24 protein-coding genes, 1 tRNA gene, 1 pseudogene and 1 riboswitch are annotated in these 21,767 nt (G+C 67.5%); of the genes and pseudogenes, 19 read left to right on the plus strand and 7 right to left on the minus strand.

The window, feature by feature from the left end:
- From Q0A34_RS03995 to Q0A34_RS04025, 7 genes are all read left to right on the plus strand, one after another.
- The coding region (locus Q0A34_RS03995) for a FeoA family protein (protein WP_291478661.1) at positions 1-293 on the plus strand (293 nt) is incomplete at its 5' end.
- A gap of 50 nt (positions 294-343) precedes the next feature.
- Positions 344-982: a hypothetical protein gene (locus Q0A34_RS04000; RefSeq protein WP_291478702.1), complete on the plus strand. Its 639-nt coding sequence runs from the start codon at positions 344-346 to the stop codon at positions 980-982.
- Positions 983-1,060: 78 nt separating this feature from the next.
- Positions 1,061-2,341 carry a phosphopyruvate hydratase gene (gene eno / locus Q0A34_RS04005; protein ID WP_291478663.1) on the plus strand — a complete coding sequence of 427 codons (1,281 nt, stop codon included), beginning with the start codon at positions 1,061-1,063 and terminating at the stop codon, positions 2,339-2,341.
- Positions 2,342-2,371: 30 nt separating this feature from the next.
- Entirely contained in the window at positions 2,372-3,094 is a 723-nt protein-coding gene (locus Q0A34_RS04010; RefSeq protein WP_291478665.1) for a septum formation initiator family protein, read from the plus strand.
- Between the two features lie 74 nt (positions 3,095-3,168).
- On the plus strand, positions 3,169-3,726 hold the full coding sequence (locus Q0A34_RS04015; protein WP_291478704.1) for a DUF501 domain-containing protein: 558 nt from the start codon (positions 3,169-3,171) through the stop codon (positions 3,724-3,726).
- Positions 3,723-4,682 carry a Ppx/GppA phosphatase family protein gene (locus tag Q0A34_RS04020; RefSeq protein WP_291478667.1) on the plus strand — a complete coding sequence of 320 codons (960 nt, stop codon included), beginning with the start codon at positions 3,723-3,725 and terminating at the stop codon, positions 4,680-4,682. Before Q0A34_RS04015 ends, Q0A34_RS04020 begins: the two co-directional genes overlap by 4 nt.
- Before the next feature lie 16 nt (positions 4,683-4,698).
- A tRNA-Leu gene (locus tag Q0A34_RS04025) sits at positions 4,699-4,772 on the plus strand.
- Positions 4,773-4,804: 32 nt separating this feature from the next.
- Here the strand turns inward: Q0A34_RS04025 and Q0A34_RS04030 are convergent.
- Positions 4,805-5,956 carry a flotillin family protein gene (locus Q0A34_RS04030; RefSeq protein ID WP_291478669.1) on the minus strand — a complete coding sequence of 384 codons (1,152 nt, stop codon included), beginning with the start codon at positions 5,954-5,956 and terminating at the stop codon, positions 4,805-4,807.
- 130 nt (positions 5,957-6,086) lie between these two features.
- On the opposite strand from Q0A34_RS04030, the gene Q0A34_RS04035 reads away from it, so the two are divergent.
- Positions 6,087-6,839: a sulfite exporter TauE/SafE family protein gene (locus tag Q0A34_RS04035; RefSeq protein WP_291478671.1), complete on the plus strand. Its 753-nt coding sequence runs from the start codon at positions 6,087-6,089 to the stop codon at positions 6,837-6,839.
- Between the two features lie 66 nt (positions 6,840-6,905).
- Positions 6,906-7,017, plus strand: a riboswitch (TPP riboswitch).
- Positions 7,018-7,114: 97 nt separating this feature from the next.
- Positions 7,115-8,809 (plus strand): phosphomethylpyrimidine synthase ThiC, encoded by a 1,695-nt coding sequence (gene thiC / locus Q0A34_RS04040; RefSeq protein ID WP_291478708.1) that lies wholly within the window; start codon positions 7,115-7,117, stop codon positions 8,807-8,809.
- On the opposite strand, the gene Q0A34_RS04045 is transcribed toward thiC, so the two are convergent.
- Positions 8,800-9,633, minus strand: a complete 834-nt coding sequence (locus tag Q0A34_RS04045; RefSeq protein WP_291478674.1) for a helix-turn-helix transcriptional regulator — start codon at positions 9,631-9,633, stop codon at positions 8,800-8,802. The genes thiC and Q0A34_RS04045 overlap by 10 nt on opposite strands.
- 131 nt (positions 9,634-9,764) lie before the next feature.
- Here Q0A34_RS04045 and Q0A34_RS04050 point away from each other — a divergent pair, with 131 nt between their 5' ends.
- From Q0A34_RS04050 to Q0A34_RS04075, 6 genes are all read left to right on the plus strand, one after another.
- Entirely contained in the window at positions 9,765-10,190 is a 426-nt protein-coding gene (locus tag Q0A34_RS04050) for a cupin domain-containing protein (RefSeq protein ID WP_291478675.1), read from the plus strand.
- Complete coding sequence (locus Q0A34_RS04055) at positions 10,187-11,041, plus strand: aldo/keto reductase (protein ID WP_291478677.1); 855 nt, start codon at positions 10,187-10,189, stop codon at positions 11,039-11,041. Before Q0A34_RS04050 ends, Q0A34_RS04055 begins: the two co-directional genes overlap by 4 nt.
- A 29-nt stretch (positions 11,042-11,070) precedes the next feature.
- On the plus strand, positions 11,071-11,406 hold the full coding sequence (locus Q0A34_RS04060) for a carboxymuconolactone decarboxylase family protein (RefSeq protein WP_291478679.1): 336 nt from the start codon (positions 11,071-11,073) through the stop codon (positions 11,404-11,406).
- 10 nt (positions 11,407-11,416) lie between these two features.
- On the plus strand, positions 11,417-11,869 hold the full coding sequence (locus Q0A34_RS04065) for a VOC family protein (RefSeq protein WP_291478681.1): 453 nt from the start codon (positions 11,417-11,419) through the stop codon (positions 11,867-11,869).
- A 57-nt stretch (positions 11,870-11,926) separates the two neighbouring features.
- Positions 11,927-12,070: a hypothetical protein gene (locus Q0A34_RS04070; protein WP_291478683.1), complete on the plus strand. Its 144-nt coding sequence runs from the start codon at positions 11,927-11,929 to the stop codon at positions 12,068-12,070.
- Between the two features lie 128 nt (positions 12,071-12,198).
- Positions 12,199-13,119 (plus strand): NADP-dependent oxidoreductase, encoded by a 921-nt coding sequence (locus tag Q0A34_RS04075; RefSeq protein WP_291478685.1) that lies wholly within the window; start codon positions 12,199-12,201, stop codon positions 13,117-13,119.
- A 227-nt stretch (positions 13,120-13,346) separates the two neighbouring features.
- On the opposite strand, the pseudogene Q0A34_RS13700 reads toward Q0A34_RS04075, so the two are convergent.
- The 4 genes and pseudogenes from Q0A34_RS13700 to Q0A34_RS04095 form a co-directional block, all read right to left on the minus strand.
- Positions 13,347-14,777: pseudogene (locus tag Q0A34_RS13700) on the minus strand (CotH kinase family protein); the annotation flags it as partial.
- Position 14,778: 1 nt separating this feature from the next.
- Positions 14,779-15,465, minus strand: a complete 687-nt coding sequence (locus Q0A34_RS04085; RefSeq protein WP_291478687.1) for a DUF4956 domain-containing protein — start codon at positions 15,463-15,465, stop codon at positions 14,779-14,781.
- A 43-nt stretch (positions 15,466-15,508) separates the two neighbouring features.
- Positions 15,509-16,375 carry a polyphosphate polymerase domain-containing protein gene (locus Q0A34_RS04090; RefSeq protein ID WP_291478689.1) on the minus strand — a complete coding sequence of 289 codons (867 nt, stop codon included), beginning with the start codon at positions 16,373-16,375 and terminating at the stop codon, positions 15,509-15,511.
- A 148-nt stretch (positions 16,376-16,523) separates the two neighbouring features.
- Complete coding sequence (locus tag Q0A34_RS04095) at positions 16,524-16,874, minus strand: Fe-S protein (protein WP_291478691.1); 351 nt, start codon at positions 16,872-16,874, stop codon at positions 16,524-16,526.
- Positions 16,875-17,105: 231 nt separating this feature from the next.
- On the opposite strand from Q0A34_RS04095, the gene Q0A34_RS04100 reads away from it, so the two are divergent.
- The 4 genes from Q0A34_RS04100 to Q0A34_RS04115 are packed head-to-tail and all read left to right on the plus strand — an operon-like array spanning position 17,106 to position 20,895.
- Entirely contained in the window at positions 17,106-17,594 is a 489-nt protein-coding gene (locus tag Q0A34_RS04100; RefSeq protein WP_291478693.1) for an SRPBCC family protein, read from the plus strand.
- Between the two features lie 51 nt (positions 17,595-17,645).
- Positions 17,646-18,332 carry an HAD-IA family hydrolase gene (locus Q0A34_RS04105; protein WP_291478695.1) on the plus strand — a complete coding sequence of 229 codons (687 nt, stop codon included), beginning with the start codon at positions 17,646-17,648 and terminating at the stop codon, positions 18,330-18,332.
- 39 nt (positions 18,333-18,371) lie between these two features.
- Positions 18,372-20,108, plus strand: a complete 1,737-nt coding sequence (gene ilvD, locus Q0A34_RS04110) for a dihydroxy-acid dehydratase (protein ID WP_291478697.1) — start codon at positions 18,372-18,374, stop codon at positions 20,106-20,108.
- A 55-nt stretch (positions 20,109-20,163) separates the two neighbouring features.
- Positions 20,164-20,895 carry a lysophospholipid acyltransferase family protein gene (locus Q0A34_RS04115; protein WP_291478698.1) on the plus strand — a complete coding sequence of 244 codons (732 nt, stop codon included), beginning with the start codon at positions 20,164-20,166 and terminating at the stop codon, positions 20,893-20,895.
- On the opposite strand, the gene Q0A34_RS04120 is transcribed toward Q0A34_RS04115, so the two are convergent.
- A partial coding sequence (locus Q0A34_RS04120; protein WP_291478700.1) for an ABC transporter substrate-binding protein occupies positions 20,880-21,767 on the minus strand: 888 nt, incomplete at its 5' end. The two genes, Q0A34_RS04115 and Q0A34_RS04120, sit on opposite strands and share 16 nt — an antisense overlap.

Consider the following 21,767-nt stretch of genomic DNA (forward strand, 5'->3'; position numbering starts at 1 on the left):
CCCGCGACCCCCACGGCGACCCCATCCCCGGGCCGGACGGGGAGATCGCTGTCCCGGACACCGAACCGCTGTCGGAGGCGGCGGTGGGCCAGCGGCTGCTCGTGGACCGGATCAGTGACCGCGACGGCGCACTCCTGCGCTACCTGCAGGACAACGGCATCGCCCCCGGGGTGCACATCGTCGTCGGCGAGCGTCCCTACCCGGACATGGCGGTGGTCACCGTGGAGGGCCGCGACGTCCAGCTCTCCGTCGCCTCCCTGTCCGCGATCCTCTGCCTCGCGGAGGAGACGTGACGGAACGCCACCGACCGAGCGGCCGCGCCGGGTGCGGCGGTCTCGTCGGCCTGGTGGCCACCGTCCTGCTCGTGGTCATCGTCGTGGGGGTCTTCCTCGTCGACGAGCAGGCGCCGGAGGAGGAGCGGGTGCCGGTGCCCGAGGACGTGCCACCGGCGCGCGCCGTGGCCGTGCACGACCTGCCGGCCACCGCCGAGGCGCTGTCGATCCCCGAGGACCATCTCGAGGGCTACGTCAGCGCCGCGCGGACGGTGTCCACCGAGCTCCCCGCCTGCAACATCGCCTGGAACACCCTCGCCGGCATCGGGTTCGTCGAGTCGCACCACGGAACCTACGGTGTTGACGACGAGAGCGGCCTGATCATCGGTCCGCAGCTGGACGGCAGCGGTGCCTTCATGGAGATCCCGGACACCGACGGCGGTGAACTGGACGGGGACCCGGAGTACGACCGGGCCGTGGGGCCGATGCAGTTCCTCCCCGAGTCCTGGGGGCTCTACGGGGCGGGGGGAGACCCGCACGACATCGGCGACGCCGCGGCCGCGGCCGGACGGCTTCTCTGCGGCCACGACCGGGACCTGGACACCGCCGAGGGGTGGAGCCGGGCACTGTTCAGCTACAACCGCTCCGAGGAGTACATGGTCTCGGTGCGTGACGCCGCGGCCAACTACGCGCTGGGACAGGCCGCCTGACGGAAGTCGTGCTGATAGGGCAGAATAGGTGTGACTGATATTCCACCGACTTCTCCAGCCGAGGAGGCTGACACCCACATGGCCGAAATCATGCAGATCATCGCCCGCGAAATCCTGGACTCCCGTGGTAACCCGACAGTCGAGGTCGAGGTCGGTCTGGACGACGGCTCCGTCGGACGCGCCGCCGTGCCCTCCGGCGCCTCGACCGGTGTGCACGAGGCGCACGAACTGCGTGACGGTGGCGACCGCTACCTCGGCAAGGGCGTGCTCGAGGCCGTCAGCAACGTCATCGGTGAGATCGACGAGGCACTCGCGGGCATCGAGGCCGACGACCAGCGCCTGGTCGACCAGGCCATGATCGAGCTGGACGGCACGCCCAACAAGTCCCGCCTCGGCGCCAACGCCATCCTCGGCGTCTCCATGGCCGTGGCCAAGGCCGCCGCCGAGTCCGCCGGCCTGCAGCTCTTCCGCTACGTCGGTGGCCCCAACGGCCACGTCCTGCCCGTGCCGATGATGAACATCCTCAACGGCGGCGCCCACGCCGACTCCGGGGTGGATGTCCAGGAGTTCATGATCGCCCCGATCGGCGCCGAGACCTTCAGCGAGGCCCTGCGCATCGGTGCGGAGGTCTACCACTCCCTGAAGAAGGTGCTCAAGGACAAGGGTCTGTCCACCGGCCTGGGCGACGAGGGCGGCTTCGCCCCCTCTGTCGACTCCACCCGTGCGGCACTGGACGTCATCGACGAGGCGATCTCCGCCGCCGGCTACAGCCTCGGCACGGACGTGGCCCTGGCGCTGGACGTCGCCGCCTCCGAGTTCTACGAGGACGGGCACTACAACTTCGAGGGCGGCAAGCGCACCGCCGAGGAGATGGCGAAGGTCTACGGCGAACTCGTCGAGGAGTACGCCCTGGTCTCCATCGAGGACCCGCTGCACGAGGACGACTGGGAGGGCTGGGCGAAGCTCACCGCCGAGATCGGTGACAAGGTCCAGCTCGTCGGCGACGACCTCTTCGTCACGAACCCGGAGCGTCTGCGCCGCGGCATCGACGAGGACGTCGCCAACGCCCTGCTGGTGAAGGTCAACCAGATCGGCACCCTCACCGAGACCTTCGACGCCGTGGCACTGGCCCACAACAACGGCTACAAGTCCATGATGTCCCACCGTTCGGGTGAGACCGAGGACACCACCATCGCCGACCTGGCCGTCGCCCTGAACTGCGGCCAGATCAAGACCGGTGCCCCGGCCCGCTCCGAGCGTGTGGCGAAGTACAACCAGCTGCTGCGCATCGAGAGCTACCTGGAGGGTGCCGCCGTCTACGCCGGTGCGTCCGCCTTCCCGCGGTTCACTGCGAAGTAGTCCCGGGGGAACGGGCTAGAATCGGTCCCCATGGGTACACGTGACCGGAGGGACCGGGAAGACACGAGACCGTCGGACGAGCGCGACAGCGCCCGTGCCGACGGTCCCGGTCTGCCACGACCACGGTCGGTGGAGAAGCGGGACCGGAGGCAGCGGGAGGTCCGTACCGCCCCGCGCCGGCTCGCCCGCTCGTTCGTCGAACTGCCGAAGAAGATGAACCCGCTGGTCACCGTGGCGGTGATCCTGGTCGTGGCGTTCGTCGCCCTGTCGGTGGCGACGCCGCTGCGCAACTACTTCCAGCAGCGGGCCGAGCTCGCTCAGGTCGAGGCCACCATCGAGCGGCAGCTGGCCGAGCGGGACGACCTCAACGCCGAGCTGGACCGGTACAACAGCGAGGCCTACATCCGGGAGCAGGCCAGGACGCGCCTCGGTGTCGTGGAGCAGGGGGAGTCGGCCTTCCGGCTGATGGACCCGCGCATCGACACCAGTTCGCCGACTGACCCCGGCGTGGAGCACGACGACTCCGAACCCGACCCCTGGTACACCCAGCTGTGGGGTTCGGTCGCCACCCCCGCCGACGAGGACGGGGAGGGTGACTCCGGTGAGCCGGGGCAGGACGGGGGCCGCGACGGCGGTTCCGGTAATCTCCCGATTGACCCCGACCAGCCTGAGGTGCCCGCCCAGGAGGGTGACCCGGACCTGCAACGGGAACTGCAGGAACAGCAGCAGCAACAACAGCAGGGAGCACAGTAGTGTCTGAAGCGTCCGAGAACACCGACAGCACCGTCGGTATCGTCAGTACCGTCAGTGAGGCTGACCACGAGACCATGTCCCGCCAGCTCGGACGCAAGATCCGCGGCGCGGTCGAGGTCTCCTACCGCACCCCGGACGGCGCACCGGCGGTGGTCAAGACCGCCCCGCGACTGCCGGACGGCACACCGTTCCCCACGCTGTACTACCTCACCGACCCACGGCTCACCGCCGAGGCGTCACGCCTGGAGGTCGCCGGGGTGATGCGCACCATGCAGGCCCGCCTGCGGGAGGACGCCGAGCTGGCCGCCGACTACCGGGCCGCCCACGAGCACTACCTCGCCGAACGCGACGCCATCGAGTCGCTCGGCACGGACTTCTCCGGCGGCGGCATGCCTGACCGGGTGAAGTGCCTGCACGTGCTGATCGCCTACGCCCTGGCCGAGGGGCCCTCGCGGGTCCGCCTCGGCACCGAGGCCGTGGCACTGGCAGCCGCGCACACCCCGAAGTTGTCCGGCACCGCCATCCCCGCCGACTGGCCCACCCCGGAGGAGCTCGGCACCTCCGTCGAGGCGGCCTTCGACGAGCACGTCGACGAAGTGACCTACGACCGTTCCGACGAGGAGGGCCAGTGACCGGCACCTACGCCGCCATCGACTGCGGCACGAACTCCATCCGCCTGCTGATCAGCGAGGTACTCGAGGACGGTACGCTGCGCGAGATCAACCGGGACAACATCATCGTCCGGCTCGGACAGGGGGTGGACGCCACCGGTCGTTTCGCCGACGCGGCGCTCGACCGTGTCGACGAGGCACTGGGCACCTACGCCGACCGGATGATCATGAACGGTGTCACCGACGTGATGATGGGCGCGACCTCCGCCACCCGCGACGCGGAGAACCGTGAGGACTTCTTCGCCATCACCCGCCGTCACCTCGGCCGGGTGGCCCCGGGCGTGCAGGCGGAGGTCGTCACCGGCATCCGCGAGGCGCAGCTGTCCTTCGCCGGTGCGGTGGCGGATCTGGGACCGACCGACGGCCACGTCTGCGTGATCGACCTGGGCGGCGGCTCCACCGAGTTCGTCGTCGACGCCTACGGCGAGGGCAGCGGACAGGCGTACTCCGCGGACATGGGCTGCGTCCGGCTGACTGAACGCTACCTGCACACCGTCCCGCCGACGGAGGAGGAGATCGCCGAGGCCCGCGGGTACGTCGACGGACTGATGGGTGCCGTGGAGGAGAACGTGGACCTGGACGGCGTCACCCGCGTGGTCGGCGTCGCCGGCACCGTGACCACCGTGGCGGCGATCCAGAAGGGGCTCACCGAGTACAACCCGGAGAAGACCCACATGTCCGAGATCGACCTGGCGGACTTCCGGTCCACGGCACGCACCCTGCTGGGGGAGACGGTGGAGCAGCGCCGTGCCCACCCGGCGATGCACCCGGGCCGTGCCGACGTGATCGGCGGGGGAGCGATCGTCATCGACGCCTTCGCCAGCCGGTTCCTGGACAAGGGGCTGACCACGATCACCGTCAGTGAGAAGGATATCCTTGACGGTATCCTGGCTGAGGTCATCGAGCGCAACAGCTAGAAGGCCAGGGCAGTACGCCCCTTTAGCCCAATTGGCAGAGGCAGCCGACTTAAAATCGGCACAGTGTGGGTTCGAGTCCCACAGGGGGCACCGGACGTCACCGAGTGACGCCCGATCCCGACCTACCCGGTGGTTGCGACGTCGGTTCCCTTCGACCCGGCCGCGGTCTCCCGCAGATTCGGGATCACCGCCGCGAACTGGCCGAGCAGCTTGGTCAGGTCCTGGCCCTCGCCGACCATGGTGAGATTCGCGCCGGTGAGCCCCTCGGCCATGGCGGAGAAGATCTCCGGCAGCTGGTCGACGACCTGCTTGTCCAGGATCACCCCGTTGTGGGAGGCGACCGCCTCAGCCTCGGTGCGCAGCGCGGCGGCCTTCGCCTCGGCGTTGATCCGGGTGCGCTCCGCCTCCGCCTCGGCCGGCTTGATGACCTCGGACACCAGCTCCTGCTCACGCAGTGCGGCCTGGGACTCTGCCAGACGGGCCTGCTCCTCGGCGACCTCACGGTCAGTCTCGGCGCGGCGCCGGGCCAGCGCGGCCTGCGCGGCGATGACCTGCTCCTGGGCCTCCGCCTCGGCACGCGGGCCGGCGGCGTTGGCCTCCGCCTTGGCCGCGGCGATCTCCTTGGTGTTCTCCGCGACCTTGGTGTCGGTCTCCCGCTGGAAGTCGGACTTGCGGCGCTCGGACTTCTGCTGTTCCTCGGCGATCTCCGCGTCCCGCTGGGCCTCTGCGACAGCACGCTCACGCTGCACACGCGCCAGCTCCGGGGCGGAGAGCGCCTGGATGTAGCCGTTCGGGTCACTGATCGAGTTGATCTGGAAGCTGTCGATCTGCCAGCCGAAGCGTAGCATGCGCGGCTCGGCGTTGGAGAGCACCTGGCTGGCCAGTGCCGTACGGTCGGAGATCATCTCCTCGACGGTGAGCTGGCCGATCATCGCGCGGGTCTCGCCGGAGAAGATGTCCTGGGCGGTGGAGACGATCTGGCCCTGGTCGACACCCAGGAAACGGTTCGCCGCCTCGACGACACTGTTCTTGTCCGGTGTCACGGAGAACACCACGGAGGCCTCGACGTCCACGTCGACGTTCTGCTTCGACTGCGCGCGCACCGCGATGTTCACGGTGTTGGCGCCGATGTGGAAGCGCTGGACCCGGTGCAGCACCGGGACCGACCAGGCGCCGCCGCCGATGACCACGCGGTACGGGTTGTCGGGCTTGCGGGCGATCATCCCACCGGTGATCAGCAGCGCCTCAGTGGGTTTCGGCACATCGTAGAGCATTCAGTCTTCCTTCTGTCGCGTCAGTGAACGTCAAATCGGTCGCTTAGTTCCCCCAGAGCATATCGCAGGGCCGGTGCGAGGACAGCCCGATGGACCGACACCCTGCACAGGGTGTTTAAGCTCGGAGCCTGTGTCCACTGTCGCGTTCGTCCTGATCCTCGCCGTCCTCGTCGGAGCGGTGCTCCAACGCATCACGGGTATGGGAGTGGGACTCATCGCCGGGCCGGTGCTGTCCGTGGCACTCGGGCCGGCGGCAGGGGTGACCGTGGTCAACGGCCTGTCCACCGTCAACGCGGTGAACAACGCCTGGTCCGTGCGGGACAGGACGGACTGGCGTCGCTTCAGCTTCCTCGCCGGTGGACTGGTGCTCGGGTCACTGCCGGCGGTGGCGGTGGTGACGCTCATCGACGGCCCCTGGCTGCTCGTCACCGTCGGTGTGCTCGTCCTCGCCGCCCTGGGCGTGACCCTGTTCCAGCCGGAGACCCCCAGACTGTCCGAACGCTCCGTCCTGCCCATGGTGTTGGCAGGTGCCGCTGGCGGGTTCATGAGCACGGTGGCCGGCATCGCCGCACCCGCCTTCACCGTCTACGCCAGGCTGACCGGCTGGGACTACCGCGACTTCGTCGCCACCCTGCACCCGGTGATCGTGGTCGCCAACCTGCTGTCCTTCGTGCTGAAGATCGTGGTGTTCGGCGGTGTTGATGTCGGGGGACTGCCCGCCTGGCTGTGGCTGCTCGCCGTCGCGGCGATCTTCGTCGGCGCCTGGTTCGGCGACCGCCTCCACGACCGGATCTCCAGCGAGGGCACCAGGAAACTCGCCACCCTGCTGGCCTTCGCCGGTGCCGTGACGCTGGTCGTCAACGGTGTCGTGGCCATGTTCTGAGCGCTTGTTCTGAGCGCAGGTCGCAGGCACAGGCGTTGCCACGGGCCGCGCCCCGTGATACTCATGGGTGGTCCACACGGGTGCCCCCTGCAGAGGGGCTGAGACCGGACTGAGATCGTCCGGGACCGTCGAACCTGATCCGGTTGATACCGGCGTAGGAAGTGAGGAGCGTAGCTGTGCCTACCCCGACTGATCCGTCCACCACGTCCGTCCCGTCCTCCCCGTCGAGGCCGCCGGCCCCCGCCCAGCAGCATCCCGCCCACCGTCTCGGGTGGATCGAGGACCGCGGCATCCGGGTACCGGTCACCGAGATCCACCAGGAGGCATCCCCGGACGGGACCCCCAACGAACCCCTCCGGGTCTACCGCACCGCCGGTCCGGGAAGCATCCCCGAAGAAGGGCTGGCGCCCTGGCGCGACGACTGGATCCTCGAGCGTGGCGACACCCGCACCCGGCGGAGCCGGGAACGGCAGTTGACCGACGACGGTCGGGCCGCCGTCCGCCGCGGTGCTCCGTCCCGGCAGTGGCGGGGGCGGCGACCCGAACCCCGCCGGGCCCTGCCGGGACGCACGGTCACGCAGATGCACTACGCACGGCAGGGGACCGTCACCCCCGAGATGCGCTTCGTGGCCCTCCGGGAGAACTGCGACGTGGAACTGGTGCGCAGCGAGGTGGCCGCCGGGCGCGCGATCATCCCGTCCAACATCAACCACCCGGAGTCCGAGCCGATGATCATCGGACGGAAGTTCCTGGTGAAGGTCAACGCGAACATCGGCAACTCCGCGGTGACCAGTTCCGTCAGCGAAGAGGTCTCGAAACTGGAATGGGCCGCCACCTGGGGTGCGGACACCCTGATGGACCTGTCCACCGGCAACGACATCCACACCACCCGGGAGTGGATCATCCGCAACTCGCCGATTCCCGTCGGCACGGTGCCGATCTACCAGGCGTTGGAGAAGGTCGACGGCAACGCCGAGGATCTCACCTGGGAGATCTACCGCGACACCGTGATCGAACAGTGCGAACAGGGCGTGGACTACATGACCGTGCACGCCGGGGTGCTGCTGCGCTACATCCCGCTGACCGCGGACCGGGTCACCGGCATGGTGTCGCGGGGCGGCTCGATCATGGCGGGCTGGTGCCTGGCGCACCACGAGGAAAACTTCCTCTACACCCACTTCGACGAACTCTGTGAGATCTTCGCCGCCTACGACGTCGCCTTCTCCCTCGGTGACGGACTGCGCCCGGGGTCCATCGCCGACGCCAACGACGCCGCACAGTTCGCCGAACTCGACACCCTCGCCGAACTGACCCACCGCGCATGGGAGCACGACGTCCAGGTGATGGTGGAGGGGCCCGGACACATCCCGCTGGACAAGGTGCGTGAAAACGTCGAGCGACAGCAGGAGCTCTGCTCCGGGGCGCCGTTCTACACCCTGGGGCCCCTGGTCACCGACATCGCCCCTGGCTACGACCACATCACCTCCGCCATCGGGGCGACCGAGATCGCACGCCACGGCACCGCGATGCTCTGCTACGTCACCCCCAAGGAACACCTCGGTCTGCCGAACCGAGACGACGTGAAGACCGGAGTGATCACCTACAAGATCGCCGCACACGCCGCCGACGTCGCCAAGGGGCACCCGGGAGCGGCCACCCGCGACGACGCCCTGTCGAAGGCACGCTTCGAGTTCCGGTGGCGTGACCAGTTCGCACTGGGGCTGGACCCGGTCACCGCTCAGGAGTTCCACGACGAGACCCTGCCCGCCGAGCCGGCGAAGACCGCGCATTTCTGCTCGATGTGCGGGCCGAAGTTCTGCTCCATGCGCATCTCGCAGGACATCCGCGACACCTACGGCAGCGCCGAGGCTCAGGCGGCCCTCGCCGGGATGCGACGCAAGAGCGAGGAGTTCCTGGCGACCGGCGGGCAGGTCTACCTGCCGCACCCCACGGTCGGTACTCAGAGCTGACTGCCCAGTCGCCCCAGTGCCCGGTACGTCGGTGAGTCCTCCGCCGCGGTCCAGATCACGAGCTGCTGCTCCGAGTCATCGGCCTTGACCAGCGTGTCCCAGTCCAGGACGAGTTCGCCGACAACCGGGTGGACGAGGGTTTTCGTCCCAGTCGTCAGACTCGCCACTGTCCGGGCCGCCCACCAGGAGGCGAACTGCGGGTAGCCGACCGATAGTTCGCCGACGAGGCTGGCGAGGCGGGCGTCGTCCGGGTACTTCGCCGCCTCCATCCGCAGCTGTGCGACTGCGGTACGCGCCACAGTCTCCCACTCCTTGTACAGCGAGCGCATCCGGGGATCCGAGAACAACAACCGGACATAGTTCCGGCGGGCATCCGGAACCTCGGAGAAGTCAATCATCATCGCGGCAGCGAGGCCGTTCCATGCGAGGACGTCCATCCTTCGGCCCATGACGATGGCAGGAGTCGTGTGCAGGTCGTCCAGAAGTCTCCGCAGTTGCGGCAACACCTTCTGGCGTGCGCGGCGGGGCCCTCCGACCTGCTCCCTGCCGGACAGGCTGACGAGATACGCCCGCTGGTCCTCATCGAGTTGCAGCACGTCTGCGAGAACCCTCAGTACCGGCGCGGAGACCCGGATGCGGCCCTGCTCGACGCGTGTGTAGTAGTCGGTGCTGATATTGGCCAGCATCGCGACCTCTTCACGCCGCAACCCAGGCACCCGGCGTGGCCCCGGGGTCGCCACGACACCCGCCTGGCGCGGAGACAGTTCGCTGCGCCGTGCTTTGAGGAAAGTCCCGAGTTCGCTCATCCTGGTGTCTCCGCTCATGCCGACCAGTATTCCAGTGGAGGTGCTGAGGCGTGAGGGGGAAGGAATTGTCCCAGGATGTTTTTCTCCGCTGTGCGTGCCCGTACCGGGGACGATCATGGACAGCAGTCAACATGTGAAGGAGACGACGAGTGACTGATTCAAGCTATCTACCGACCTTCCCGGTAGGGGAGCCCAATGCCGCCTACGCCGAGTACTTCGTGGGTCAGAGCTACCTGACCATGCTCACCGCTGAAGGAGTCGCCATCGGAAACGTGACCTTCGAGCCGGGGTGCCGAAACAACTGGCACATCCATCACGCGTCGTCAGGCGGCGGGCAGATCCTGCTGTGCACCGACGGCAGCGGGTGGTACCAGGCAGAAGGAGATGCACCGGTGAGCATGACCCCGGGCAGCGTGGTGAGTATCCCCGCCGGTGTGAAGCACTGGCACGGTGCGAAAGCGGATTCCTGGTTCACCCATCTCGCCGTGGAAGTTCCCGGAGAGGACACCCGCAATGAGTGGCTGGAACCGGTCACTGACGAGTACTACACCAAGCTGGAACGGGAGGACCGATGAGTTACGACGTGAGCTTCACGCTGTCCAACGGTGTGGAGATACCCGCGCTCGGACTGGGGACCTGGTTCATCGATGACGATGAGGCGGCACAAGCAGTCCGGGACGCGGTAAGTGTCGGCTACCGAAACATTGACACGGCCCAGGCCTACGGCAATGAGAGAGGGGTCGGAGAAGGTGTCCGCACCAGTGGCGTGGCACGCGGTGACCTGTTCGTTTCCACGAAACTCGCCGCCGAAATAAAGGACTACAAAGGTGCCGTCGCCGCGATCGACCGGTCCCTGGGGCAGATGGGGCTGGACTACCTCGACCTGATGCTGATCCACAGCCCGCAGCCCTGGGACGATTTCCGGGGCGGTGACTACTCCGAGGGCAACCGTGAGGCATGGCTGGCACTGGAGGAGGCGTACACGGCAGGAAAGCTGCGATCTATCGGAGTCTCCAATTTCCTGGAGAACGACCTGGACAACATCCTCGCCCACGGCTCGGAGCCACCCCACGTGAACCAGATCCTCGTCCATGCAGGAAACACCCCGAGCGACCTGATCAACTACTGCGCGTCAAAGAACATCGTGGTCGAAGCCTATTCTCCGATCGCGCACGGTGAGATCCTCGGTAATGAGACCGTCGTCGCGATGGCGAAGAAGTACGGGGTGAGCGTGCCGCAACTGTGCATCCGCTACACCCTGCAGCTGGGCACGGTGTCGCTGCCAAAGACCGCGAACCCGGAGCACATGCGATCCAACGCTGAGGTCGGGTTCGAGATCTCTGCAGGCGACATGGAAGTCTTGCGGAAACTCGATGAGAGGGACTACGGGGAGAGCAGCGCGTTTCCGGTCTACAGCGGGAAGTAGCGGAAGCTCAGGAGAAGGAGACCAATGCGATGGCAGACAAGGTGACGGCAGGCAGGGACGTCCTGGGGAAGTTCGCCCCGGCGTTCGCCGAGTTCAACGACGACGTGCTGTTCGGGAAGGTGTGGAACCGAGAAGAGCAGCTCTCCGCGCGTGACCGCAGTGTAGTTACGGTGACGGCAGTGATGGCCAGTGGTGTGCTGGACAGTTCTCTGCAGGCACACATTGAACGAGCCAAACACAACGGGGTGACGGCCGAGGAGATCGCGGAGATCCTGACCCACGCGGCGTTCTACGCCGGATGGCCGAAAGCCTGGGCCGCGTTCCGTATGGCCAAGGAAACCTACGGAGATGCAACGAAGACCTAGTCTCGGTGACATGGCACTGCAGCGTATGGACCATGTCACCGTCGTCGTCCGGGACCTCGAGGCGGCTGTCGACTTCTTCCGCGAACTAGGGATGCACGTCGACGGCAGCACGCAGGTCCACGGGGAATGGGTCGACCGAATCTGCGGTGTCGACGGGGTGACGGCGGACATCACGATGCTGCACACCCCCGACGGCCACGGGCGCATCGAGCTGACCCGGTACACCAGCCCGGACCCAGTTCCGGACCCGGTGGCGGGGGCGCGGGAACCGGAGCCTGTGGACACACCGGGGCTACGCCAGGTGATGTTCGCCGTGGACGACCTGGACGACACCGTCGCCCGGCTCCGGGACCACGGCGCCGCGCTGGTCGGGGAGATCGTCCGCTACGGGGACATCTACCGCCTGTGTTACCTGCGCGGACCCGAGGGCGTCATCGTCGCGCTGGCTGAGGAACTGCACTGAGAGGCGTACCCTCGGGGCTGCAGGCTCGAACCAGACACCATGGAAGTGGAGGTAGAGATGAGCGACGAGAAGAAGAAGATCGCCGACGACGAGTCCGAGCGCCCAGGCTCCGGCAAGGAGAGCCCCGAGGCCGCTGAGCGCCGTGTCGACCAGTGGGAGGAAGAGTCCTTCCCCGGCAGCGACCCGCCCGCCCACTACTGACCGAGCGGCACCGGATCCGGTGCACCGTCCCCGCCCACCGTCACATCCGACGGCGGGCGGGGACCCCCGTCTGTGGGGCCGCCCGGAATTTCCGGCTGCGGGGCCGCGTTGTCGGACACATGCGTGCCATGACTTACCCCGAGTACGGGAACCCCGACACACTGCAGCTCAATGACGTCCCGGTGCCGAAGGTGGGCCCCGGAAACATCCTGATCCGTGTGGAACGTGCCGCGGTGAACCCGGTGGACTGGAAAGTGATGGCCGGGGGACTGGACGCGATGCTCGACGCCGTCTTCCCGGTGATCCCGGGCTGGGACGTCGCCGGGACCGTGGAGGCGACCGGGCCGGACACCCCGGAGTTCACGGTGGGCGACCGCGTCGCCGCCTACGCGCGTAAGGAGGTCGTCCACGGCGGCACCTACGCCGAGTACGTCGCCGTCCCCGCAGACTCCGCCGCGGTTGTGCCGGCCGGAGTGGACATGGACACTGCCGCCAGCCTGCCGCTGGTGGGCGGTACCGCCCTGCGGGCGTTGGAGACCGTGGGCCTGTCGCCGGACGACACGCTGCTGATCCACGGGGCGTCCGGCGGCGTCGGACACATCGCCGCCCAGCTCGCCGTCGACTACGGGACCACCGTGATCGGCACGGCGTCGCCGAAGAACCATGACAGGCTCCGGGCAATGGGGGTGGCACCGGTGAGCTACGGCGAAGGCATGGAGGACCGGGTGCGCGAGGTCGCGCCGGGAGGGGTCACCGCCGTCGCCGATTTCGTCGGTGGCGTGCTCGACCAGAGCCTCGCACTGTTGGGGGAGGAGCGCGGCGACCGACTGGTCTCGATCGCGGACAACACGGTGGAGGAGCACGGTGGACGGTGGGTGTGGGTCCGTCCGGACGGAGGGCGGCTGCACTACCTGCTGGAGAAGGTCGTCGAGGGGGCGGTGTCTGTGCATGTCGACAGGGTGTTCCCGCTGGAGCGGGCGTCCGAGGCCCTGGAGGTCTCGAAGGCGGGGGAGGCCAACGGCAAGCTTGTCATCGACGTGACCCGCTGACACCAGGTCTGTCGTCGGCCGTCAGGCCTCCGATGTCTGTGCTGGACTGTCGGCGACTCCGGTGTCGTCGGTCGCGTCCGGGGGGGGCCGCCTGTGCCACCGCCGCCCACGCCCGTTCCCATTCCGATACCGGGTTCGGGGGCAGCGGCGGAGAGAGACTCCAGAGTGGACCTGATCGACTCCGCGAGTGTTGTTGCACCGGTGTCTCCGGCGGCCTCTGCTCTGGCGGCGAGTTCATCGAGAGTGTCGGTGGCGAATCCGCTGGCGATCAGCTGGTCGTAGAGCCGTGTGTAGGCGCTCTCGTACATTGCGTGGAACTCGTCGCTGTCGAGGAACCGTTCCTTGAGGATGCTGCTGTCACTCCCACCGCCAGGTACGGCGTCCTCCCCGTCACCGCGTTCCGGCATCTGGGGCATCTCGGGCGACCGGGGTATTCCGTCGCCGGTGCCCTCCGTCGTATCGCCGCCCGTTTCCCCCATCCGGCCCATCATTCCGGACAACGCCATGTTCAGGTCCCACGACAGGACCGTGAACCTGTCCTCGGTGGTGTCGTACCAGAGGTAGTAGTTGTTGCCGGGCCCGTCCATCGCATCGTTGTTCGCCAGTATCTCCTGCATGGCCAGGTACTCCGCGAAAGACTCCGTGTCGATGTAGTCGTCCAGACCTTCAGTGAACTCCTCGTCACTGGACTGGTTGAGGAACTTCGTCAGATTCATCACCGGCTGCAGGTCATAGGCACCCTCACTGTTTACCTGGTTGAAGGAATCCTCGTACTCGGTCGGGTCGTCTCCGATGTAGTCGAGGGAGCCGCCGGCCCGAGCCTTGTACAGCACACCGTCACCGAGTCCGTCGGCCCATGATGGGTCGGGTGTGTCGACGACCAGGCGCGAGGTCGACTCCTCACCGTTCACGGATACCGAGGAGAAACTGTAGTGCTGAGTGGTCTGTCCGCTCTCCGCCGTCATCTCCAGCGCAAGAGCCTCGTTGAGGGCGACGTCCGAACCACTGGCGGCGGGACGGAGAGCGATCTCGGTCCTGCCCTGGTAGGCACGGCCTTCCGAGTATTCGTCGAAGCTGATCAGCCAGGGAAGATCCTCGGGCTCATCCACGGAGAGCTGGGTCATCATGCCACCCATGCCACCCATGCCACCCATGCCACCCATGCCGCCCGGACCGTCCGGCAACTCCATACCCTCAGGCGCCTCCGGCATGTCGGGCATGTCTCCGTCCGCTCCGCCGCCGGGACCTGCGCCAGTCCTGTCGCCGCTCAGCGACGACAGCGTGGAATTTCCCTTGAGGCGAAGTCCGACGTCCTCGATCAGGGTGCCGTCGATGGTGATGTCGGCACTGATGAAGTCCTTCTCGCCCTCCTTCTGGAAGGTCGAGATCATGTCGTCGTACTCGGCCCGGTTGAAGGTGATCTCGATGGTGTGGTCACCGTCGTCGAAGAGGTCGGCCCCGCCCTCGATGTTGTCGGTGATCACTGTTTCCGAGACGAGGGCGGAGGTGATGTAGGGGCGCACCATGCTGGTACCGAAGACCAGGGCGATGACCAGGCACACCGCCACGGCGGCTGCGAGTAGTTTCCAGTGGTGCCGCAGCCGCACTGGCAGACGGTGGCGCAGCGGTCTGCGTCGTGGGTTCGTGGGTTCGGTCATGTCACATGTCCGTCTGGTCGTATCCGGTCAGTACAGTGGCTTTCTGGCCGGCGTTGATGACCCGTAGCTCGTTGATGAGGTCGGACGCCTTGACGTCCTTCTTCAGCCTCGCGGTGTAGCTGTACTCCACCAGTGATCCGCCCCGCACACTCTCGGTGCTGATCAGTTCGTACTCCGTGGTGTTACGGATCAGGATGTCGTCGATCGTCGGGGCGTAGTCCTCACCGTCGGCGGGGACCTGCAGCTTGATGACCTGGCGCTGGACGTCCAGGGCGAACCAGTTGAACCGGTGCATGACGAGGATGACCGCGCAGATGACGATGGTGGCCAACACCGCCAGCGAGTAGAACCGGGTGCCGCACGCCATACCGATGCCCATCACGAGGAAGATGAACCCCACGTCGCGGGTCTCCTTGATCGCGTTACGGAATCGGACCACAGACAATGCACCGACCAAGGCGAAGGCGCGTGCCACGTTCGAACCGACCACCAGCATGATCAGGGAGATCAGCATCCCCAGGATGATCAGGGTCTGCACGTAGCCCTGGCTGTAGCTGATGTTCTTGTGGGTGTTCCGGTAGACCCACGCCACGACCAGGCTGCAGACGAAGGCGAGGGAGAGGGAGAGTAGCACGTCAGCGACGCTGAAGGTGCCGGAAAGGTCGGTGAGACCGACATCGAGATCCATGGAAGTGTTCTCCTGGGGGGGAAGGGGTTTGTTCGACAGGGGGTCAGTTGCTGTTGGCGTGCTCGGAACCGTGCCAGGCTCCCTGCGGGGAGGCTGGTTCGACATGCCCCTCCTCTGGAGCATGGAAGAGAGACCGCGGTGCGAGACCGTGGGCCTCGACACTCTGGCAGTACTTCGAGATCCGCTGGACCTGCATGTCATGCCGTGCAGCCATGTCGGTTACCCAGTACGGTGCGCGTTCATTGACCTTGACCTCCATGACGGCGAGGTCGGGGCGGATGATGTACCGGTTCTCCGATTCCGAGCGCAGGTCAAAGTCGCGGTCTCGCCCGCGGACCCGGTGGTCGAGGGTGACCCGCAGGCCGAGATCCGCGTCTGAACCGACATACGGTTCACGCCGGTATCCGGTCACGGCTGTCGCACGGAGGTCGAGACGGACCACGAGGTCCAGGACCTCGTCGACGAAACTCTGGTCCGCGCCGGGGTACTCGACCCGGCGGCGACGGTCGCAGAGGTCCAAGGCCAGGTGATAGGGCAGCATGACGCGCCGCTTCTGCGTCACGCGGTTGACTCGCTGCTTGATCTCCACCGAGACCATCGAGTTCTCGCTGATCGGCTCATCCGCCCCGCCGGTCTCGCCGTAGCGCCGAATCCGGAGTTTCCGGCGGAATTTCAGACCTTCGATCTTCTCGTAGTAGAAGCGCAGTTTGTCGGTGTCGTAGTAGACACTCCACACCCCGTACCCGCGTGGCCCGGAATGCGGGTCCGGGGTCATGCGGTGGGTGAGTTCTTCACGGATCGCGGGAACCCTGTCCTCCGGAACGAGGTACTTCAGTTCGTAGCGGTTAAACGCGTGGAGCTTGCTGGGGGCACGCAGCTGGTGGCTGACGTTGTTCGGTCGATTGGGCATGCGACCATTGTTTCGGGCCCGCCCCCGTGGCGAATCCCGCAGACATGGTATTCCGACGTACTGCAGTTGCAGTACGCGTTCGAGAGACCGATTTCCGGGGATGTTCCGGGGCTGTGTGGAGCAGGCCCCGCCCCCTCGTGCTCGTGTCCTAGACCAGCACGGCGATGGTCGCGTTGACCAGGGTCAGCAGGCCGGCCGTCCAGAACAGTGCGGCGGGGACGGTGCCCTCGCGCTTCTGCTTCGCGGCACCGATGCCGAGTACGGCGCCGATGGCGATGAGGACGACGAGCTTGACGCCGATCTTCATGTAGTTCAGGTCGCCGTCTAGGCCCCACGGTGCGGCGAGCGCCAGACCGGAGACGAGTGCGACGGTGAGGCCGAGGTGCATGGTGGAGGTGATGCGGATTCGCCGTGCCAGGGCTTCGACGGCCCAGGAGCCGAAGAGGAGGGCGAAGCCGGTGAGGTGGAGCACGATGACGATGTCGCGCAGGAGTTCCATGGGGTAGTCAGTCCTGTCAGTCGGTCGATGTGGATCGGTCGCCGACGGAACAGTGCATGTCAGCACGGTGAATCAGCCTGCCCGCCGGGCATGTTCAGGCTAACAGGGCGTCCGGAATGAACGTAATTCACTCTCGGTGAGAACGATCGGTGGCAGCGAAACGTCTGCCGTTTCCCTTCTGAAACTGTAATACTGGGAACCGTCGTACGAGCAACGGTCAGGAGTAGGGCAATGGGAAGCAGTGGACACCACGGGAGCGCACGCGAGCTGCGCGCGTCTGTCACCGTCGATGCGCCGGCGCAGGACGTCTGGTCGGTGATCTCTGACGTGCGCAACATCGCGGCGGCCAGTCCCGAACTCGTCGCCATGGTGCCTGTCCTCCGGGGCGGGCTGCGGGTGGGGCAGAACTACATCGGAATCAACCGGCGAAAGCTGGTGGTGTGGCCGACACGGAGTCGGATCCGCACGGTAGTCCCCGGCCGGGAACTGTCGTGGGACACGCTGACCAGTGGTGCGCGGTGGGTCTACGAGCTGTCGGACAGTGACGGCGGGACCGGGCTCACTCTCCGCAGGCCTGTGCCGGGCCGGCTGACAGGGCTCAGTGACATCTTCGCCCGGTTCCTGCTCGGCGGGGCGGAAGGGCACGCCGATGAACTCGAACAGGGGATGCTCCGGACCCTGGAGGTGCTCAGGCAGAAGGTGGAGGGGCGGTCCCGTTAGTCGCCGTGTGACCGTAGACTCGGGGCCCGACCGTTTTCGTGAGGAGCTTTGATGGGTACCGACAACCGATTCACCGTGGCCGCTATCCTCTTCGACATCGACGGCACCCTGGTGGACTCCACCCCCGCCGTCAACCGGGCGTGGAGGGCCTGGGCCGCCGACCACGGCATCGACGCCGACGAGGTCCTCGCGGTGTGCCACGGGCGCCGTTCCGCCGACACGATCGCGGACTTCCTCCCGGCGGACAGAGTGGCCGCTGAAGCGGCGGCGTTGGAGGAGATGGAGGCAGGCGACGTCGACGGTGTCGTCGCACTTCCCGGTGCCGCAGAGCTTCTCGACTCCCTGCCTGCGTCGTCCTGGGCTGCGGTGACCTCCGGCTCCCGGGCGCTCATGCGGGCACGCCTGGCCGCCGCGGGACTGCCGGTACCGGAGATCCTCGTCGCCGCCGAGGACGTCGCCGAGGGCAAACCGGACCCGCAGGGGTACCGGAAGGCCGCCGCACAGTTGGGTGCGGACCCGGCGGACTGCCTCGTCGTCGAGGACGCGCCGGCCGGGCTCGGTGCGGGCCGCGCCGCGGGGGGACGGGTCCTGGCCGTCGCGACGTCCCATCCGCGAGAGGACCTGGAGGCACTGGAGCCCGCCCGGGCGGCTGACGTCGTCGTCGACGGTCTCACCGACCTCACCGTAGAGGTGCAGGGTGACCGGCTGGCCGTCACCGTCGTGCCGACGGTGTCGTAGCGGCGGAGACCGGCGGGAGTGTTCCACTAGAGTCGTGATATGGACCACAGAAGCAACACAGACAGCACTGACAGCACAGAGAACACCGTGGACGTCAAGCCTCGTTCCCGGGACGTCACCGACGGACTGGAGAAGACCGCCGCCCGCGGCATGCTCCGGGCGGTGGGCATGGGCGACGACGACTGGGACAAACCACAGATCGGCGTAGCCAGTTCGTGGAACGAGATCACCCCCTGCAACCTGACCCTGAAGAAGCTCGCCGGCTTCGCCAAGGAGGGGGTGCACGCCGCCGGCGGCTACCCGCTGGAGTTCGGGACGATCTCCGTCTCCGACGGCATCTCCATGGGGCACGAGGGGATGCACTACTCCCTGGTGTCGCGCGAGGTGATCACGGACTCGGTGGAGACGGTGATGTCCGCAGAGCGGCTGGACGGGTCGATCGTGATGGCCGGCTGCGACAAGTCCATCCCGGGCATGCTCATGGCCGCCGCCCGGCTGGACCTGGCCTCGGTCTTCCTCTACAACGGGTCGACGATGCCGGGCGAGGCGCGGCTCTCCGACGGCACGGAGAAGGAGGTCACGCTCATCGACGCCTTCGAGGCGGTGGGGGCGTGCCGCGCCGGCACCATGTCCGAGGAGGACGTGGGGATCATCGAACGGGCAGTCTGCCCCGGTGAGGGGGCGTGCGGGGGGATGTACACCGCCAACACCATGGCTTCGGCGGCGGAGGCCATGGGGATGAGCCTGCCGGGGTCCGCCGCCCCGCCGGCGATCCACCGCAACCGTACCGAGTACGCCAGGCGGTCGGGCGAGGCCGTGGTCGAACTGCTGCGGAAGGGGATCACCACCCGCGACATCATCACCCGCCCCTCCCTGCTCAACGCCGTCGCCGTGGTCATGGCGCTGGGTGGGTCGACCAATGCGGTGCTGCACCTGCTGGCCATCGCCCACGAGGCCGGGGTGGACCTCACACTGGAGGACTTCAACGAGGTCGGCGACCGCGTCCCGCACTTCGGTGACCTCAAGCCGTTCGGGCGGTACGTCATGAACGACGTCTTCAAGGTCGGCGGCATCCCCGTGGTCATGCGGGCCCTGCTGGACGCCGGCCTCATCGACGGCAGCTGCCTGACGGTGACCGGCCGGACTGTCGCGGAGAACCTCGCCGAGATCAACCCGCCGGACCCGGACGGAAAGATCCTGCGCAGGATGGACGAACCCCTGCACGCCACCGGCGGGCTGAGCATCCTCACCGGGTCGCTGGCGCCGGAGGGGGCGGTGGTGAAGACCGCCGGTTTCGACGCCGAGGTGTTCGAGGGCACGGCGCGGGTGTTCAACCAGGAGAAGCCGGCGATGGACGCCGTGCTCAACGGTGAGCTGAAGAAGGGCGACGTGGTCGTGATCCGCTACGAGGGCCCCAAGGGCGGCCCCGGGATGCGGGAGATGCTGGCGATCACCGGCGCCATCAAGGGCGCCGGCATCGGCAAGGACGTCCTGCTGATCACCGACGGCCGGTTCTCCGGAGGGTCGACGGGTCTGGTCATCGGCCACGTCGCCCCCGAGGCGGTGGACGGCGGTCCGATCGCCTTCGTGGAGGACGGGGACCCCGTCCGGGTGGACATCCCTGCCCGCACCATCGACCTTCTGGTGGACGGCGAGACGCTGGCGCAGCGGGCACAGGGGTGGACACCGCCGCCGAACCCGCGGTTGCACGGGGTGCTCGGCAAGTACGCCAGGCTGGTGCAGTCGGCGTCGGTGGGCGCGGTGACGAACATCTGAGGAGCTGCGGCGGAAACCGGGGACCGCGACGGCGATGACAGCTAAGGTACTTCACATGCCTAACGACATGTCCCGGGCGGCACGCTCCGTCATCACCGCACAGGACGGGGAACCACCCGCCCCGAGGCAACGCCCCCGGTCGCCCTACGACCGGGTGAAGAACCTGGTCCTCCGGATCTTCCACCTGCAGAACATCCGGGTCGAGATCACCGGTGCGGGGAACATCCCGCTCAGCGGAGGGGTGATCCTCGCACCGAACCACCGCGCCTACTACGACATGATCCCCGTCAGCGCGCCGTTGCAGCTGCGCGGCGACCGCAAGCCCCGCTACCTGCTGAAGAAGGAGGCGTTCGCCACCAGCTGGGTCAGCCGGCTTTTCGTGGAGTTGGGAGGCATCCCGGTGGACCGCAGCCCCGGCAAGGGCGGCGAGTCCCTGGCCGTGGCGGTGCAGGCACTGAAGGACGGGGAGGTCGTCGCCGTCTTCCCCCAGGGCACCATCCGGCACGACCGGGACGTCGGTGAGCTGAAGACCGGTGCGGTGCGCATGGCCGCGGACTCCGGTGCGGCGATCGTGCCGGTCGGGTGCTCGGGCACGCAGAAACTCTGGACACGGGGGAAACGCCCACGGCTCGCAGGACGTCGGGTCATCGTGCACGTCGTCGTGGGTGAGCCCTTCAGGGTGGACTCCGGGGCGGACGTGGCCACGGCCAACGCCGAGCTGCGGTCCCGGCTGCAGGAGGTCAAGGACAGGGCGGACGAGGCGGCGGGGGACTACTCCGGAAGGTAGTCGTTGGTGGTGACGTCCGCGCCGTCGACCAGGGCGTCGGCACCGGTCGCGGCGTCCAGCAGTCCGTTGTCGCGCATCCAGTCGGCGTAGTCCGACCAGGCCTGCGGGTCCTGTACACCGAAGGTGGTGTCGCCGTCGCTGTTGCCCTTCCTGAGTGTGCCGACGGTGGCGTCCACCATTTTCGCGAGCAGGTCCGGGTCATAGGAGCCCGAGGTCACCGGGGCGAGCGCGTCGACGGCGAGGCCGGCGTCCCGCAGTGCGGCGTCGTGTCCCTCTGCGGTGGCGGCGAGGAAGTCGCGGACTCTCCCGGCGTAGGCCTCGTCCTCGGCGAGCCGCGTCGGGTTGGCGATGATCACCAGCTCAGCGGAGGACGGCACGCCCATCTCCGCGGCGGTGAGGGTGGTGATGTCGGTGCGCTCGGCCAGTTCCACGCCCTCGATGTTGGGGTAGGCGCCGAAGATGGCGTCCACCCTGTCACTGAGCAGCGCCTGGTTCAGGTTCTGCTGGACGTTGGGCATGGTGATCGACTCCGGGTCCACCCCGGCCTGCTCCGCGATGTAGTGCAGGGTGACCTGCTGCGAGGGCAGCCCGGACACCGCCACCGAGGCGCCTCCGAGGTCCCCGGGCCCGGTGATCCCGGAGTCGGCCTTGGTGATCAGCGAGTTCAAGGGTGTGGGGACCAGGGCGCCGACGTTGACCACGTCCAGCCCCTCGGCACGGGCCAGGATGGTGTCGGTCTCGTAGCTGACCGCCAGGTCCGAGCGTCCCAGCGAGACGTCCTTGGCGGCGTCGGCGGTGTTGCCGGGCAGCAGGATCTCCACGTCCTGCCCCCGGTCGGTGGAGGCGCCGGTGTGTTCTGCGGGGTAGAGCGC

Source organism: Corynebacterium sp. (genome assembly GCF_022712195.1).
Lineage (GTDB): Bacteria > Actinomycetota > Actinomycetes > Mycobacteriales > Mycobacteriaceae > Corynebacterium.